Annotated in this window: 14 protein-coding genes; 4 read left to right on the top strand and 10 right to left on the bottom strand. The window is 41.4% G+C overall.

Translation table 11 applies throughout. From position 1 onward, the window contains the following. Positions 1 to 137 precede the first annotated feature (137 nt). A complete protein-coding gene (locus BM398_RS09525) occupies positions 138 to 767 on the top strand; it encodes a lactate utilization protein (RefSeq protein ID WP_092337529.1) in 630 nt (209 codons plus the stop codon). Positions 768 to 888: 121 nt separating this feature from the next. Here BM398_RS09525 and BM398_RS09520 read toward each other — a convergent pair whose 3' ends face one another. After that, complete coding sequence (locus BM398_RS09520) at positions 889 to 1,623, bottom strand: DNA/RNA non-specific endonuclease (RefSeq protein ID WP_330390574.1); 735 nt, start codon at positions 1,621 to 1,623, stop codon at positions 889 to 891. Positions 1,624 to 1,691: 68 nt separating this feature from the next. Next, positions 1,692 to 4,415, bottom strand: coding sequence for a hypothetical protein (locus BM398_RS09515; protein WP_092337465.1), 2,724 nt, complete (start codon positions 4,413 to 4,415; stop codon positions 1,692 to 1,694). Positions 4,416 to 4,482: 67 nt separating this feature from the next. On the opposite strand from BM398_RS09515, the gene BM398_RS09510 reads away from it, so the two are divergent. Beyond that, entirely contained in the window at positions 4,483 to 4,974 is a 492-nt protein-coding gene (locus BM398_RS09510) for a ribonuclease FAU-1 family protein (protein WP_092337464.1), read from the top strand. Here BM398_RS09510 and BM398_RS09505 read toward each other — a convergent pair. The 6 genes from BM398_RS09505 to BM398_RS09480 all read right to left on the bottom strand — a co-directional run bounded on the left by BM398_RS09505 (position 4,968) and on the right by BM398_RS09480 (position 10,726). After that, a complete protein-coding gene (locus BM398_RS09505) occupies positions 4,968 to 6,164 on the bottom strand; it encodes a cell wall hydrolase (RefSeq protein ID WP_242949797.1) in 1,197 nt (398 codons plus the stop codon). The genes BM398_RS09510 and BM398_RS09505 overlap by 7 nt on opposite strands. Positions 6,165 to 6,177: 13 nt before the next feature. Continuing rightward, entirely contained in the window at positions 6,178 to 6,660 is a 483-nt protein-coding gene (locus BM398_RS09500; protein WP_026656532.1) for a deoxycytidylate deaminase, read from the bottom strand. 9 nt (positions 6,661 to 6,669) lie between these two features. Continuing rightward, complete coding sequence (upp, locus tag BM398_RS09495) at positions 6,670 to 7,299, bottom strand: uracil phosphoribosyltransferase (protein WP_026656531.1); 630 nt, start codon at positions 7,297 to 7,299, stop codon at positions 6,670 to 6,672. Between the two features lie 33 nt (positions 7,300 to 7,332). After that, complete coding sequence (gene rpiB, locus BM398_RS09490) at positions 7,333 to 7,761, bottom strand: ribose 5-phosphate isomerase B (protein ID WP_026656529.1); 429 nt, start codon at positions 7,759 to 7,761, stop codon at positions 7,333 to 7,335. Between the two features lie 87 nt (positions 7,762 to 7,848). Next, positions 7,849 to 8,907 carry an L-threonylcarbamoyladenylate synthase gene (locus tag BM398_RS09485; RefSeq protein WP_092337463.1) on the bottom strand — a complete coding sequence of 353 codons (1,059 nt, stop codon included), beginning with the start codon at positions 8,905 to 8,907 and terminating at the stop codon, positions 7,849 to 7,851. A gap of 1 nt (position 8,908) precedes the next feature. After that, a complete protein-coding gene (locus BM398_RS09480; RefSeq protein ID WP_092337462.1) occupies positions 8,909 to 10,726 on the bottom strand; it encodes a glycosyl hydrolase family 18 protein in 1,818 nt (605 codons plus the stop codon). Positions 10,727 to 11,401: 675 nt separating this feature from the next. On the opposite strand from BM398_RS09480, the gene BM398_RS09475 reads away from it, so the two are divergent. Beyond that, the gene (locus BM398_RS09475; RefSeq protein ID WP_092337461.1) at positions 11,402 to 12,199 is read left to right on the top strand and encodes an adaptor protein MecA; all 798 of its coding nucleotides are present in this window, start codon (positions 11,402 to 11,404) and stop codon (positions 12,197 to 12,199) included. Positions 12,200 to 12,278: 79 nt separating this feature from the next. On the opposite strand, the gene nifJ is transcribed toward BM398_RS09475, so the two are convergent. After that, the gene (gene nifJ, locus BM398_RS09470; RefSeq protein WP_092337460.1) at positions 12,279 to 15,809 is read right to left on the bottom strand and encodes a pyruvate:ferredoxin (flavodoxin) oxidoreductase; all 3,531 of its coding nucleotides are present in this window, start codon (positions 15,807 to 15,809) and stop codon (positions 12,279 to 12,281) included. Positions 15,810 to 16,229: 420 nt separating this feature from the next. Between nifJ and BM398_RS09465 the strand changes: the two genes are divergently transcribed. Next, positions 16,230 to 16,400 carry a DUF362 domain-containing protein gene (locus tag BM398_RS09465; protein ID WP_092337459.1) on the top strand — a complete coding sequence of 57 codons (171 nt, stop codon included), beginning with the start codon at positions 16,230 to 16,232 and terminating at the stop codon, positions 16,398 to 16,400. Between the two features lie 164 nt (positions 16,401 to 16,564). Here BM398_RS09465 and dnaB read toward each other — a convergent pair whose 3' ends face one another. Then, complete coding sequence (gene dnaB, locus BM398_RS09460) at positions 16,565 to 17,908, bottom strand: replicative DNA helicase (protein ID WP_026656524.1); 1,344 nt, start codon at positions 17,906 to 17,908, stop codon at positions 16,565 to 16,567. Position 17,909: the final 1 nt, after the last annotated feature.

The following is a 17,909-nucleotide window of genomic DNA, read 5'->3' as shown; positions in this document are numbered from 1 at the left end:
ATCCTCACTCTATCTGCTTTTTCCACTATCCTATAATACCATGACTTCGGATTATTTATATTCCTATCCCGCAATACTTTGTAATATAATTACCTATATGATTTCTTAATCGTTCGACTAAGGAGGTTTCTATGGCAATAAACGAAAACATCACGAAAAGAAATACCCTGCTTGCACAGAAAGTGATAAAGGGTCTTGAATCAAGAAATATGAGCGGATATTTTGCATCTTCCAAAGAAGAAGCTCTTAAACTCGCCATGGTTCTGATCCCCACAGGTTCAAGCGTAACTATGGGCGGCGCAATGAGCGCTCACGAAATCGGACTTGTAGATGCCTTAAAAGAAGGCAGCTATAACTTTATCGACAGAGATGCATATGAAGACAAACGCGCAGCAATGCTTGCAGCCTACGACGCAGATGTCTTTCTATCAAGTGCAAATGCAATTACGGAAGACGGCGTCCTTGTCAACATCGACGGTAATGCAAACCGTGTCTCTGCGATCGCTCAGGGTCCCAAAAAGGTTGTATTTATCGTTGGCATGAACAAAGTATGCCCGGACGTTGACAGCGCCCTTAAAAGAGCAAGAAATGTCGCAGCACCTATAAACGCTCAGCGCTTTGGTCTAAACACTCCATGCTGCAAAACTGGTTCATGCATGGACTGCAAATCACCTGACACAATTTGTTGCCAGTTCCTCGTAACACGCTTTTCCAGACATGCAGAGAGAATCCACGTTATCCTTGTAAATGACAGTCTTGGATTCTGATCTCAGTAAGATGAAATAAAAAATAAATTAAAAAAGTTGGAGGTATTCTCCAACTTTTTTATTATATCTTCCTTCTTTATATATTTTATAATTCTAAAACACTGATCCGATCAGTATTATCTTAAGTCTCTTCAAGCCAGTTGCTGCCGTCGGCGTAATTTAGCACTACTCCGGGCTGAACATTATAGCAAAACACATTAAAGCATATTCCTGCTCCGCCGTCCTCAACGGACAGTGCCTCGATATTGACTCCGCTGCATAAAAGGTTATCGCCTTCAAATACAGGTGTAACGCGATACATTACGTGATTACCACTCTCCTTTACATATGACGCAACCATATTCTCATACGGAAGCATCCCATCCACGTTCAAGTATCTTGTTCCCGTCACGAAGTTCTTGTCATTGTCATTCTCTCCGGTCAGCTGAAATCCGATAAGGTGACATCTGTTGTATAAGTACGGAGGCTTTGATCTTACAACTCCCGGATACTTATTTTGCTTCCAGCCTGTAGGCTTAATCCTTGCAATAGATTCGCGCTTCTCGGTCGGCATAATATCCTGTCCAACACAGGCGACTGCTGTTGTACACCTTCCAAGAGCATCCTGTTCACCATATCTTTCAAACGATTGATCAACAATCTCATCCTCGGTAAATGTAGGTTTATTACCATTTACCTCTACAGAGGCGTTTCCTGAATAATCAGTTTCTGCGCTTACACTGCTTGTAACGCTTGTATCAGGTAATAATTCCGGATGAAAAACGGAAAAATAAACCGCGCAAAGTAGTGAAAGCAACACCATGATTTTTTTGTAGTGTGCAGTCAGTTTTGTTTTTTTCTTCTTTTTCCTAGCCATATTAAGCTATTCTGCTACACTAAAGTGAAAATCCTGTGTCCTAAGTATGTTTTTTCAGAAAACTTTGCTTATTTTTCATTAGGTACATAAGAAATGAAATGATTTCCGTTTTTAGCAAACCAATCCTTCGCATCAGTCATGCCAAGCTTTTGAATTCTTCCCGCTCTCGGATCCAGATAATCAATGTTCTGATTGTCATATCCAAGAAGCAATACGGCATCATCGTTATTCAAAAATGCCATTACGGGAAGACCCTTACTTATGTAGTATAAAACTGTGTCAAGCGCACATCCGTCAAGCTTAACTATATTTGCATCGGTAAACTGCGACCTCAAAATGTCTTCAACACTGTTTCCGCTTGCAAGCGAAGATTCGACATCCACATTTCTTCCGCCATAGTGATACAAAATAAGATCGATACAAACCGCTGTGGGATTCTTTGTTGTAATACCCTCATAGTTCTCTATCTTCTCTGTAAGCGAACCGATACGGTTATATGAAAGTCTGTCGCCTTTTCTCCAAATATAATTATTGGTATCTCCGACAACCGCTCCGGATTTAAGCTCAGCATCCTTAACAGCCTTCGCAGAATCGGTGTAAACTTTCGCCTTTCCTTTCATATCATATACATAATAAAAAGGATTTTTTCCCGCATCTCGTTTAAGTTCCACATCAACGTTTCTGCTCTCTTCAAACAAGATCTGATTAGGTGTAAGAACTCTTATCTGCTTAGACTTTATTTCATTTTTGGTACTGATCTGAACAATCTTCTCATACTCATCAACCGCAACCTGAGTTACTTTGTTTCTGACCTCTTTGTCCTCCTGAGTATAATTGAAAACATACTCATTCTCCATTCCAAGTTCATCAGTACTCTCGTATTCGCCGTTTTCATTCTTTTTCACAGAATAGAAATTAATCTGCTTACCGATTTTCTTAATACCCGTTACATAGCCGTATTCACTCGGCACCTCTCTGTCATCCAAAGGCTTGCTGCCTTCCTGCAGAGCCGCCATGTTATGAACCTGTATTCTATACATCAGATATAAAGGATTACCCAGCTGATCCTTAGCTACATCTTCAGCCCTTACGAATCCATAGACAAAATCTTCGCCCCTAAATCCCATAAGGATTACCTTTTCGCCATTTTCAGCTGTTATCTCTTCTTTTACTTTCGTATCAAGATTCATTACATCAAATCTGGTCAGATCATCTCCCTGCCATGCAATGGTTCCCTCTGATTCCGAAATCTTATACGATCCTGCACCTATATCTTCAACGACAAGATTATAAGTTCTGTCTGCGAGATTAACCTCATAGATATTCTGATCAAGCATTATATAAAGCGTGTTGCTGTCATTTACGTAAGCAAGTGTATCCACGCAATCTTCAAGGATTTCCGCAGCCTGTCCGCATTCAATAAATACCTGCTCTTCCACAGCATTTAATGAAGCACTGTAGTTATACACCGCTATACCGACTCTTCCTTCATGTATACCTCTGTTCATGTAGCCGGCAACAACAAAACGCACATCTCCGTCTTCATCCACATTAAGGATCTTTACCTTGTTGTTATCCCAGTTGGCTCTTATGTCGTCATTCTCTTTGTCATAAAATCCGAAAATATACGCAAGACGGCCATCTACATTGTTATAGGAAAAAAGCCTGTTCTCGCTTACAAATGCAAATACACTTCCGCCTTCGCTTACTCCGCCGCTTTCCTTAAATTCAAAATCCGGTTCACAGATTCCCAGCGTAATTGAATTCTTACCTACAGAATAAGAAGACGTATCAAAAATGCAGTTCATTTTTCTTTCGAAATTCAAAATGAACGGCCTCTTCTTGGTCCACTTTACCCTATAAACTTCCGTGACATTATATAATCTGTTGTCATCACCTTCCTGAGTGGTCACTCTGTACTGAAGCTTATAAGTTCCGACATCACTCTGGATATCATTTACATATATCTGAGGTTTGGTATGATCGGTAATCCTGACATCAACCGTCTCCTCTTCTTTATCCTTATCTTTTCCCAGACCGTTATTATTCTTGCCCTTGGTATCCACAGTACTCTTATCAAGAAGAGTTCCCCACGTTACCTGATCGAAGCTGCTGTGCAGATTAACTCTGGAAAAAGTATCATTCTTCTCTTTATCTTTATCTGTCTCAAGGTACTTCGCATATTCAGCTTTTGCTTTTTCCCTGTCAAACGTAGCTTCGGAAAAGCCTGTTATAAAGTCTATCTCGTTGTCGATGTTGTATCTAGTCTCATCTTCTTCCGTCCAGACAATCCTTGTATAGTACTTTGCCACAGCATTATTGACCTCAACCTTTATGACAAGCATATACTCTCTTCCGGACAAAATAAGGTCCGCAACAGGCGCAAGCTGAATCTTACAATCAATGGTATTATCATGCTCTTTGAATTCAGTCTGATCCTCATCGGCAATAAGTCTGTTGTCCTTACCGATATTTCTAAGCTCAAATCCCACATTTGATATCTTCTGACCAAAAGTATTGATCTTAAAAGACATGGTACGGTCCGCATTTATCGGCCAAACCGTTCCCCTTACATAGTTGGCGTTAACCTCCGACAGATATCCGTGAAGAGGATTAACCTCTTTGTCGCCGCTCTGCACGGTTATGACAGGAAGCGATGCCGGAGACATCTTAGCGGTCATATCAGCCTTATCGATGTTAGACAACTTACTGATCACAAATATTGAAATGATCAGAAGGCCGAAAAAATATGCAATTTTAATAGTTGTTTTTTTGATAGTATTATCACGCATAATTGACTTTCAAATTTAATAATAGTAATATTTTCATAATATAATCATCAATATGGAAAGGAAAAATATGAATTATCCTGTTCTATATCGAAAACGTTTCATACCAGACGAATGCGTTGAACTTAAGGATGACGAGATTCTTAAGCTTGACGAGTCTGTCATGATCACCAAATGGAAAGCTCTCAAAAAAAGATCTGATATATGCAACGGATATTCCTGCTATTACTTCAAAGAGGGCTACAAGATCAGCAAATTTCTCAAAGCCGACAACACACTTTCGCGCTGGTACTTTGACATCATAACCTATGACCGCGATACAAAGTCCAATACACTTACCGTGATCGATCTTCTTGCCGATGTCATAATCTTTCCCGATGGCAAGATGAAGATTGACGATCTTGATGAATTATCCGAAGCTTTTGAAAAAAAGCTAATCAACGAGTCTTTGCTCAAAAAAAGCCTGCTCTCTCTGAACAGACTCCTTAACGAAATCTACGAAAATGGCATATCTTCACTGACAGCGCCCATAGAAGAAATTATATCCGGGCAAGATCAGTAAAATACATGTCCTCCGATATTACGTCCCGAAAGACCGGGAATAGGAGTTCTGAAATATACGCAGTTTCCGACATTCGAATAGCCTTTCATGGCCTCATCCGCTGCCTGAAAACATGATGCGGTAGCACGCCCTTCAGCAAGTGCAAGAGCAAGTCTTCCGCTCGCAACAGGCGAAAACTGCCTATTCTGGTAAATCACACCAACAACTGTATCCGGATAAACAGAACTAAGCACCCTGTTTATCACGACCGCACCTACTGCAACCTTTCCCTCGTAAGGTTCTGCTCCTGCTTCACAATATATGAGGTTTGCAAGCAGATACCTGTCCCCTTCGGCAAACGTTACTTCCGAAATATCTCTCCATGTAGATGCCGCTGCCAATTTGGAAAGTCGCATCTCTTCCGCAAGTTTTGCTTCGAGCTGCTTTATATCTTCTTCCTGCGCTTTTATCTGTGCTTCAATCTCCTCAGCCTTTGCTTCCGCGTCAGAAATATCATTTGCATACTGCTGAATTGTTCCCGAAGTCTGGCTCACGAGTCCCGCAACTCTGCTTTGTTCAGCCTGTTGTTTGGCATGATAAATATCAAGCTGCTCTTTCTCGCTCTCAAGAGTTTCCTCTTTTTCCTCGATCAGCTCTTTTATCTGAATATATTCCGTAAGTTTCCTTCTGTCATAGGAAGTAAGCTGCTCAATATACTGATTCTGATTGAGAAAATCCGAAAAATTACTGAAGCCGAAAACCATCTCCATTACCATGAAGTTCTGCTTCTCATAGATAAACTGAATACGCTTCTTCATGGAAACATACTGGTTCTCCTGATCCTGCTTTGCAGCGTCAAGTTCTGCCAGCGTATTCTCAATCTCATTTTCTTTGCTTCCTATCTGTTCCTCAATCTGTTCCAGATTGTTACTTACTTCGCTAAGCTGTGTATTGAGCGTATTAAGCTGACCTTGCAAAGATGACTTTTCCTCGTTCATCTCTTCAATATCTTTTTTCTTGGTATCTAATTCATTTTCTGATTGGGCTTTTCTGTCTTTTGCATCCTGAAGCTGTTTCTTGGTAGATTCCGTGGCATACGAAATAGGAGACATCGACAGGCCCAGCAAGATAGCTGCCATGATCGATGCCATAAGAGAAAAGAGCATTCCGAACTTTTTAGTTGATTTACCCCTAACCCCGACTTTTCTCATATACCATTCTTAATCAAATAGTAATTTTTATATCTCTTCCGCTTCGCTCATATTTATAATATCTTACGCCCGCTGCATCAAACATTTTCTTTGAAGCACGCGTTGTTGCAGAAGATTCGTATTTGTCGCTGTCATATACAACCGTCTTTATCCCGGCCTGAATGATTGCTTTCGCACACTCATTACAAGGGAAAAGAGATACATAAATCTTAGCGCCGACAAGGCTTCCGCCTCTGTAGTTCAAAATGGCGTTAAGCTCACTGTGCGTAACAAAAGGATACTTCGTGGAAAGTTCATCCTCTCCGTCACGTTCCCAGGGAAAATCCTCATCCGAACACCCCTTAGGAAATCCGTTGTATCCCATGGAAAGAATGTTGTTATCCTCACTGACTATGCAACTGCCAACCTGCGTATTCGGATCTTTTGACCTCATAGCCGCAAGCTTGGCAACTCCCATGAAATACTCATCCCATGATATATAGTCTTCTCTCTTCATGTCTGCTCCTTATTTGGTTCCGAAAATTCTGTCACCGGCATCTCCGAGTCCAGGAACGATATAGCCGTGTTCATTTAGCTTTTCATCCAAAGAGCCTACATATATGTCTACATCGGGATGTGCTTCCTGCATCGCCTTAAGTCCCTCGGGAGCAGCGATTATACACATGAAATGAATGTGTTTACATCCCTTTTCTTTAAGCATATTTATAGCTGCAACAGAAGATCCGCCTGTCGCAAGCATAGGGTCTACCACAAATATTTCTCTCTCCGAAACATCTGCAGGCATCTTGCAATAATACTCTACAGGCTTAAGTGTCTCGGGATCTCTGTAAAGTCCGATATGCCCAACCTTAGCCGCAGGAATAAGCGCAAGCATTCCGTCCACCATTCCAAGACCTGCACGCAAAATAGGAACTACGCAGAGTTTTCTGCCCTTTAGTTCCTTAACGGTTGTCTTGCATATAGGTGTTTCAATCTCAACATCATGTAACTGAAGTTCTCTTGTTGCTTCATAACAGATAAGCATTGCAATCTCGCTTATTGTCTGTCTGAAGTCTTTTGTTCCCGTATCAATTCTTCTGATATAACCTATCTTATGCTGGATCAAAGGATGATCCATAATTACTACTTTTCCCATGCTGTCCTCCTAGCGTAAAGAGTCCCCCATAAGTTATTCCTCAATTTTGGAAATTCTGCGACTGTGTTTCTCCATATTAGAAAATTCCGTATCAAGGAATGTATCAACTATCTCAAGAGCAAGCAAATCTCCTACGAGTCCGCCACCCATTGCAAGCATATTAGCATCATTGTGTTCTCTTGTAAGTCTGGCTGATGTTGTCTCTGAGCAAAGTGCACATCTTACGCCTTTGACTTTATTTGCCACAATCGAAATTCCAATTCCGGTAGTGCAGATTACAATGCCTTTTTCGCATTCTCCGCTCGCTACAGCCTCTGCTGCCGCTCTTCCAAATTCGGGATAATCGCAGGATTCTTTGTTATAAGTACCAAAATCCTTTACCTCGAATCCTCTTTTCTGCAAATGCTCTTTTACAACCTCTTTAAGGTCAAATCCGCCGTGATCACTTCCAAGTGCTATCATGCCTGTTTCCTCTTTTCGTAATGATATGAGAACTACCCAATCATAGGCTGTTCTCGTAGCTCTATATCATATTATAATACAAATCCTTTATAAGGATACCACATTATGTCCTGCGGCTTTTAAGAGCCTGTTCATAATTGCCTGTCCTATTCCGCTGTCATCAAATGATTCAGAAAACATAACATCTACGCCTTCATCGTCAAATTCTCTGAGTGCCTTGAAAAGTTCATGCGCTATTGTATTTTCATCTTCTCTTTTTCCAAGGCTCTTTACTGTATCAGCCTTGTATAAAGAAGTCGTTGAATCGGTCCCTATTACTCCGGTCCTCTTGCCTTCTTTCTTTGCCTTATCGGTCTCGCCGTTTATATATTCGACAACCTTGTCCTGAGGTCCGCTTACTATAGTAAGAGTTCCCTTTGGTGCGTAGTGTTTGTACTTCATTCCCGGCGCCTTGGGCTTAAGTGTCGAAGAACTGTCTATGATAGTCTTATCTATGCTGACCTTGCCCAGTACCTTCTCTATCATATCCGCAGTTATATATCCCGGTCTTAAGATCATTGGAACATCGGATGTAAGGTCGACAATCGTAGACTCAAGTCCTATTCCTACTTGTCCGCCGTCGATTATCATATCTATCTTGCCGTCAAGGTCTTCTACACAGTATCTAGCAACCGTAGGACTTGGGCGTCCCGACGTATTTGCGCTCGGTGCCGCAATATATCCGCCTGAAGCCTTAATAAGCTCAAGCGCGATCTTGTTGTTCGGCATTCTGATAGCTACCGTACCAAGTCCGCCTGTTGTTTCAAGCGGTACCTTGTCGCTTTTATTCATTATCATGGTAAGAGGGCCCGGCCAATACGCGTCAGCAAGCTTTCTTGCCGCTTCCGAGACTCCCTCTGTTATAAGTTCGAGGTCTTTTATATCTGCAACATGGACTATAAGCGGATTGTCAGACGGTCTTCCCTTAGCCGCATATATCTTTTTTGAAGATTCGGGGTTAAGGGCATCTCCGCCCAGACCATATACTGTCTCAGTCGGAAATGCTACAAGTCCGCCGCGTTTTATGATCTCTCCGGCATGCCTTATCGCCTTCTCAGCCTCGGCATTGATATTATTCTCATCTATTACTACCAGCTCAGTTTCCAACTTACTGTCCCTCTGTATAACTTGCGATCACATCCCAGGCTTCACTTGTTTCAAATCCGATTGCCCACTCTGCGACTCCGGCAAGATTTCTTGCTTTCATTGCTTCAAGCTTCTTTGCCAGAGACTGGGTATCTTCCACCCAGATTTTATAATTAGTGCCATCTTTTGAAGTTCCTTCGCCGTAATTCTGGCCTGTTTCTTCATCCCAAGAAACCGATATTCCATTGGTAGAAAGGAAATCCTGCACATTATTCATATGTTGAACAACACTGTTATATTTTCCGTCCGATTCCTTCCAAGCACGACAATAGAAAGGTACTGCGTTAATTACCTTAGAAGGATCCACATCCTGAAGTACCAGATCCATACCCTGCTCAACAAATCCAATGGACGCAACAGGTCCGGGCTCAGCACTTCCGTCAGTATGCTCATCATATCCCATCAATACGATATAATCGGCAACTATTCCCTGTTCTTTTATGTTCATAAACTTATTGTAGATAGGATAATAGTTATCTATAGAGAAAACTATTCCCTGTGATCTACACGCGATTGACATTTCTCTTACGAACTCAATAAACGGCTGTGATTTCTCTTCTTGTATAATACTCTCAAAGTCAAGGTTTAAGCCATCCGCTCCCAAAAGAGTAACCTGTGCCAAAGCTTCCTTTATAATCTTAGCTCTCTTCTCTGCATAAGGAAGAAGATCCATAAGCTTAAAGCCTTCCTTATTTCTCATGTCATCAAATACTACCCACACATCCATTCCGGCTTCATGAGCTTGCTTGACATAATCAGCTGAACCGATACTTCCTACAGTACCATCCGCCTCTGCAATATAGAGCCACTGTGGTGCAATTACGTTAAGCCCCTTTGTATTGGCAAGATAATCCGTAAGCGTAGCATTGCCTGCTTCAGATCCGATACAATGGAATCCGAGATTGATCAGCTGATCTTTCTTGATTCTTGTATATTCAGGCTCCTGATAATCAGTAACAGGATCGGGAGTAACTTTTCTGGGATCCTTAAGTTTCTTTTTCTCAATATAACCGATAAATGAATCGGCACTCTTTACCTTAACCCAATTTTCAAACTCTTCAAGAAGTACTACATCCTCGCCTTTATTCAGCTTTCTGATGACATCACTCTTAGGACCGCCCTTTACTCTAAGGTCAGTCTTTCTTGCAATAGTAGCAACAGCCTCTTCATCCCATTTTGCGGTCAGCTGAATGTGATTTGGCTCTGTAAACGCTTCATAAGCAAAATTACTGTATTGTTTTACATAATCAAGCGCAACATAGAGGGTATCATCTCCCTCTTTGGAAATAACAAACTTCTCTTCGCCCGAACCGCCTTTTGAATCGGTCCAGGTATTTTCACCTATATTCGATGTAATGATGGTATCCGGAGTTGTATACTTCAGCGTACCGTCTTCTTTACTGTAGTAGAACTTAGGATTAATGTTGTTACGAATAACTTCAAGGTCTACGTAATACTCGCCGTCCCAGAGCTTTGCTCTTTTCTCTATGTACTCATCACCAAGTACGATCGCTACATCATCTTTGCCCTTTATGTCAAAATAGGCTTTGAGATCTGCTTTTTTATTACTATATGAAAACATATGAGCAAGTGACTCTAAATCTTCGCCACTTTGAACTACGAAAACTGCTCCTAAAATTAAAATAAGGGCGATTATAAAAACCGCCGGATTGAATCTCCTTCTTGGTCTTCTGCGAGATCCTCTTCTGGATCTTGATCTGGACCCGGATCTCCTTCTGGAATTGGGGCTTGGTCTTCGTCTTGTATTTCTTCTTGTCATTATCTAGCTCCTTTACAATCGCCCTCTATTATAACAGACTATTAACTATACGTCATTATGAATGTCCCCTAAAGCAATATATTTAACTATTTATTGTATATGTTATGGCGGGGTGCCTCTTTATAAAAATTTCATTTGATGTTTTTATTGCTGTTTTGGGGACATTCTATCCGAAACGAGAGCCAAAAGGTCTTTACTTTGTGACAATTCCCTGCTAAACCATTTTTTCGTTTCAAATATGATTTGACGTATATTAATATGTATGAGATACCACTTCGCAAACCCTTGTCTCTACGCTCAAATACAGCGCAAATATATGGTATAATGATATTGTAAACAATATCTTTTGTTTATGCTCAATCTGTTGTGATTGTTGTGATGTAAAAATTGTTTGGGATTTATTTTTGAAACTATCTGTAAGACATTCTGCGATGATTCGCAGAACCATAGACTAGTAGATAAATAATTCCTCAATCGCCTCCTTCCCGGATTTATATCCTCGAAAGGCATCTCACAAAATCCATCATAACAGATAAATCTTAAGATTTACCGTCGAAATTTCTTAAGATTTTATGTAGATGCGAATTTATTTTTAAAATATGTCGATACATCTATTGACATAGAAAACTCAATAAATTAGTATCTATGTATTCCAAAGTCAGGAGGTAACGCATCATGAAGATAGAAAAAGTCAACGATCACCAGATTAGATGCACGCTTACCAGAGATGACCTTGCGAAACGCGACCTTAAGATAACAGAACTTGCGTATGGTACCGACAAAGCAAAAGAACTTTTCCAAGATATGATGCAGCAAGCAAATATTGCATTTGGTTTTGATGCAGAAGATACCCCGCTTATGATAGAGGCTATTCCGATCAATTCCGAATGTATCGTTCTTGTAATCACTAAAGTAGATGATCCTGAGGAATTGGATACAAGATTCTCCAATTTTGCCCCCTCTGTTCACGAAGAAGACGTAGATGATGAGGAATATGAGGATTACGACGGAGCAGATTACGACGAAAATGAGGAAGCAGACGTTTCGTCCCTCTTTAAAAGACTGCAGCACAGCAACTTGAATGAGTATCAGGACTATAATGCAGGAAGCACTTCATCAGATGTAAAAAAACTTAAGGAAAAGACTTCAAGCGTCAGAAAAAAGGGCCAACCGACCAGAAGAGGCATACAGATTTTTTCCTTTGATTCTTTGCATGAAGCAAGCAAATTCGCGGTTATTGTAAGCAAAAAATTTAATGGTGAAAACACATTATATAAAGATGAAACAAAGGGTAAGTTTTACCTGATCCTTCATCAGGGTGATCTTGAAGATAATCTCTTCAAAAATATCTGTTCCTTATTAACAGAATACGGAACAGCCGAAATCGGAAGCAGTGCCGAGGAACAATATTTATCGGAGCACTTCTCAGTTGTCTTAAAGGGTAACGCAGTACAGACTCTTTCAAGAATTTGACAGACTAATTTTTTTACTAAATAAAATTGCCGGAGAAAATGATCTCTCATTTTCTCCGGCTTTCTTATTATCTTATGAATTACTCATCTCCGTACAGAGAAACAAGTTTCTCAAGATATGCTCTGTGCTCCTTAGCATGCTCAGCTGCTTTTGCATTGAGCTCAGCTGCTCTCTCAGGATTCTTGAGCTTAAGTGAAAGGTATCTTACCTCTCCGTCAAGGAAGCTCTGGAAGTCTTCTGTAGCAGGTTTGCTATCAAGAGTGAACTTCTTGTCTGCCTGAGGATTGAATCTGAACATATCCCAATATCCTGTAGCAACAGCCTTCTTCTCTTCATCCATAACCTTGTTCATGCCGGCCTTAAGACCCTGGTTGATACAAGGAGCATATGCGATGATAAGTGAAGGTCCGGGATAAGCTTCAGCTTCTGAAATTGCTTTGATCGTCTGGTTCATATCAGCACCCATAGCGATCTGTGCAACGTATACGTAACCGTAACTCATTGCGATAGAAGCAAGATCCTTCTGCTTGATTTCTTTACCACCTGCAGCAAACTGTGCAACAGCACCTGTAGGAGTAGCCTTAGATGACTGTCCGCCTGTATTTGAGTAAACCTCAGTATTAACAACGAGAACATTTACATCCTTACCGGAAGCAAGTACGTGATCGAGACCACCGAATCCGATATCGAATGCCCATCCGTCACCACCGAAGATCCACTGTGACTTCTTAGCTGCAAAGTCTCTATTCTTCTTGATATATTTAGCTGCATCTGAGTTATCACCGTCAAGTGCTGCGATAAGTTCATTTGTAGCTGCTGTATTCTCAGCACCGTTACTGAATGTATCAAGCCACTTCTGAGCTGCAGCCTTAGCTTTTCCGCCATCGGCTACGATTGCCTCAACCTGCTCTTTTATCGCATCACGAAGTGCGTTCTGAGCAAGTACCATACCCATACCAAACTCTGCGTTGTCCTCGAACAATGAGTTATCCCATGCAGGTCCGTGACCTTCCGCATTTACGGTATAAGGTGTTGAAGGTGAAGAGTTACCCCAAATTGAAGTACATCCTGTTGCGTTTGCAACATACATTCTGTCACCAAAAAGCTGAGTTACAAGTTTAACGTAAGGTGTCTCACCACAACCTGCGCATGCTCCCGAGAACTCAAGGAGAGGCTGTTTGAACTGAGATCCTCTGATTGTTGTAGCTTTGAGTTTTTCAACTACATCTTTCTTCTCAGGAAGAGTTACAGCATAGTCGAAATACTTCTGCTCATCTTTATTCTCTGCGATAGCACCCATCTTAAGTGTCTCGCCTGCCTTGTTTCCAAGACATACATTTGCGCAAGATCCGCATCCTGTACAGTCAAGCGCTGAAATAACGATTGAGAATTTGTATCCGGGTACACCGTTAACGTCCTTAGTCTGAAGTCCTTCAGGTGCCTTAGCAACTTCGTCGTCTGTAAGAGCAACTGTACGGATTGCTGCATGAGGACATACAAGTGAACAGAATCCACACTCTACGCACTTTGTAGCATCCCACTTAGGAACGTTTACTGCGATACCACGCTTCTCGTAAGCAGCCGATCCTGAAGGTGTAGCACCGTCAACATAAGGAAGACAATCTGAAACTTTAAGGTTGTTACCTTCCTGAGCATTGACCTTGGTCTGGATATTATTAACGAAGTCGATAACATCCTTTCTGCTTCCCTCAGCTTTCTTGAAGTCAAGACCTTCATCCTTGGCATCTTTCCAAGATTCAGGAATCTCTACCTTGATAAGGTTCTTCGGATCTGCTCCGGCATCAATAGCTGCCCAGTTCTTCTTAACAACATCCTCACCCTTACGGCCGTATGTCTTCTGAGCTGCATCCTTCATAAATTTGATTGCATCTTCTTCAGGAATGATCTTTGTAATATTGAAGAATGCCGACTGAAGGATTGTGTTAATTCTTGTAGGTCCCATTCCTACTTCTACACCGATCTTAGAACCGTTCATGATATAGAAGTTGATCTTGTGATCGTACATGAATTTCTTAACCTGTCCGGGAATCTCAGCCTCAAGCTGTTCTACACTCCAAGGGCAGTTAAGAAGGAATGATCCTCCGTCCACAATTTCCTGAACCATGTTGAATTTGCGGATATATGAAGGATTGTGGCATGCTACGAAGTCTGCTTTCTTGATAAGGTATGTAGACTTAATAGGAGTCTTACCAAATCTAAGGTGAGACATTGTAACACCGCCTGACTTCTTTGAGTCATAATCAAAATATGCCTGAGCATACATGTCAGTGTTATCACCGATGATCTTGATAGAGTTCTTGTTAGCACCGACAGTACCGTCAGCACCAAGTCCCCAGAACTTACAGTTTGTTGTTCCCTCGGGAGTTGTAACAAGAGGAGCACCAACCTTAAGCGAAAGGTTTGTTACGTCATCTTCGATACCGATAGTGAACTCTTCTTTATCTGTGTTCTCATATACTGCAACGATCTGTGCAGGTGTTGTATCTTTTGAACCAAGTCCGTAACGTCCACAGAATACAGGAACGCTTTCGAATTTTGTTCCCTTAAGAGCAGCGATAACATCAAGAGCAAGAGGCTCGCGATATGATCCGGGCTCTTTAGTTCTGTCGAGAACCTGAATTCTCTTAACAGAATCAGGAATAGCCGCAACAAGGGCTTTTGCTGAGAAAGGTCTGTAAAGTCTGACTTTTACTACGCCGACTTTTTTGCCCTGTTTCTCAAGGTAATCAATTGTCTCTTCGATTGTATCGTTTACAGAACCCATAGCAACGATAACTACTTCTGCTTTAGGATCTCCGTAGTAGTTAAAGAGCTTATAGTCTGTACCAATCTTGGCATTAACTTTATCCATATACTTCTGAACGATGTCAGGAAGTTCGTTATAGCCTGTATTGCAAGCTTCTCTTGTCTGGAAGAAAATGTCGGGATTCTGAGCAGAACCCATCTGGCAAGGATGATTTGGATTCAAAGCGTTTGCCTTGAATGCATCAATTGCCTCGTGATTTACCATCTCGTCAAGATCTTTATAATCCCATACTTCGATCTTCTGGATCTCATGTGATGTACGGAATCCGTCAAAGAAATTAATAAAAGGAATGCGTCCTTCGATAGCTGAACAATAAGCAACAGGTGTTAAGTCCATAACCTCCTGTACACTTGAATCGCAGAGCATTGCGGCACCTGTCTGACGGCAAGCATAAACGTCAGAATGATCACCAAAAATGTTGAGCGCATGTGAAGCAACACAACGTGCTGATACGTTGAATACTCCGGGAAGTCTTTCACCTGCGACTTTATAAATGTCGGGAATCATAAGAAGAAGTCCCTGTGATGCGGTATATGTAGATGTAAGAGCACCTACTACCAGTGATCCGTGCACAGCTCCTGCTGCACCGGCCTCAGACTGCATTTCTGTAATCTGAACCGTACGACCGAAAATATTTTTCTTTCCGGCTGTTGCCCATTCATCTACATGCTCAGGCATAACAGATGATGGTGTGATAGGGTACATGGCAGCAACTTCTGTAAACGCATATGAAGCGTATGCAGCTGCCTCGTTGCCATCCATGGTTTTCATGTTTCTAGCCATTTTGTTTCCTCCTACCTTATTTTGGATTATTTTTGGCATTTTATTAAATTGTGTTAAAAAAAAAGGAATAGTGCAAAAATTCCGTCAGCAAGCTTTCATCTCCGAAAACAGTGCGACGGACCAATTTTCACTCGTATTCTGCCATTAACAATACTATCATTAAATTACCTCAGATGTCAATGCTGGCAAGGGTTTGACGACTTTTTAACAAACTCGTCCCCATTGCATTTTGAACGTTATTATCTGTCAATTGTTAATTATATAACGTTATTGATTGATAAAAGTTTTCGTTTACTGTATTGCTTAAACGCTTTACTTATTATATGATATAGACGTATCAAAGATTGGTAATGGCAAATACCAATCGTTTTTTGCTACAATACTTTAATTTATGGCATTTAATGATGGAAGGAGATTATTATGGCATACGTTATTAGTGATGGCTGCATCAGCTGTGGCTCATGCGCTGCTCAGTGTCCTGTTTCTGCAATTTCACAGGGTGACTCACAGTTCGTTATCGACGCAAACACATGCATCGACTGCGGATCTTGTGCTGCTCAGTGTCCTGTAGCTGCAATCTCACAGGGCTAAAACCAAGCAAAGATAATAAAAAGAGCGTTTTCTCAAGTTTACTTGAGGAAAACGCTCTTTTTTTATCTTTATTTGGCACAGCCAAATGAACGAGGAAATGCACAGCATTTCCGAGTGCACGCTTGGTTTTAGCCCTGTGAGATTACCTCATTCTTTTACCAATATCAGTGTCCCTTCTCCAGATTCGCAAACTTAGTAAATTCAGGAAGCCACAAAAGGTCTACCGTTCCGATCGGGCCGTTTCTCTGCTTAGCGATAATAATATCGGCCACGCCCTTCTTCTCGGTATCCTTATTATAGTAATCATCTCTGTAAATGAACATTACCATGTCGGCATCCTGCTCGATAGCTCCGGATTCACGGAGGTCTGAAAGCATGGGCCTGTGATCGGGTCTTTGCTCAACCGCACGGGAAAGCTGTGAAAGCGCAACAACGGGCACGTTAAGTTCTCTGGCAAGAGCCTTAAGAGATCTTGAAATATCCGAAATTTCCTGCTGACGTGACTCGGAACCTCTTCCGGATCCGCCTGTCATAAGCTGTAAGTAGTCGATCATGATTATATTAAGACCATGATCCATCTTATACTTTCTACACTTTGAACGAAGTTCCTGAATCGAGATACCCGGAGTATCATCTATAATGAGTTTGGAAGAGCCTACAACATCGGCACTTTCGATGAGGTTCTCCCAGTCCATATCAGACATATTACCTGTTCTGATATGCTGTGAATCAACGTGAGACTCCATCGCAAGTAGTCTGTTTACAAGCTGTTCCTTTGACATTTCCAGTGAGAATATCGCAACACATTTGTTGTCATGGAAAGCCATATGCTCTGCTATATTAAGTACAAAAGCGGTTTTTCCCATTGAAGGTCTGGCCGCGATAAGTATCAGATCTGAAGGCTGAAATCCTGCTGTACTGTAATCAAGATCAAGGAAACCTGTAGAAAGACCTGTAACGTTTCCTTTCATCTTACTTGCCTGCTCGATACGGTTTAGTGCGTTCATTACTACCTGATCGATAGAAACAAACTCACCTGTATTTCTCTTCTGTGTGATCTGGAAGACACTCTTTTCTACATCATTAAGTATTCCTTCCATATTCTCAGAATTTGAATAACAGGTATTTATTGTCTCTTCGCTTACACGAATCAGTTTTCTGAGTGTGGATTTATCCGCAACAATCTGCGCATAATACTTTACATTCGCAGATGTAGGTACCGCCGAAACAAGTTCGCCGATATATTCGGCACTGCTGACCTGCGGCGGAACATTCTTTTCCCTGAGCCTGTTTTGAAGCGTGACAAAATCGACAGCACTTCCTTCACGGTTGAGCTCTACCATTGTCTCAAAAACCGTTCCGAGCTGTCTGTTATAAAAATCGTCCGGATTGACAATCTCGGACGCAATTTCTATTGCTTCTTTATCCATCAGCATCGCTCCGACAACAGATTGCTCTGCTTCCAGACTGTTGGGTGCGACACGCTTTAATAGAGTCTCCTCTGCCATT

The sequence above is a fragment of the Butyrivibrio sp. M55 genome (genome assembly GCF_900116865.1).
GTDB lineage: Bacteria > Bacillota > Clostridia > Lachnospirales > Lachnospiraceae > Butyrivibrio.
The sequence above is the reverse complement of the archived record's forward strand: the minus strand, read 5'-3'. Positions and strand labels throughout refer to the sequence as shown.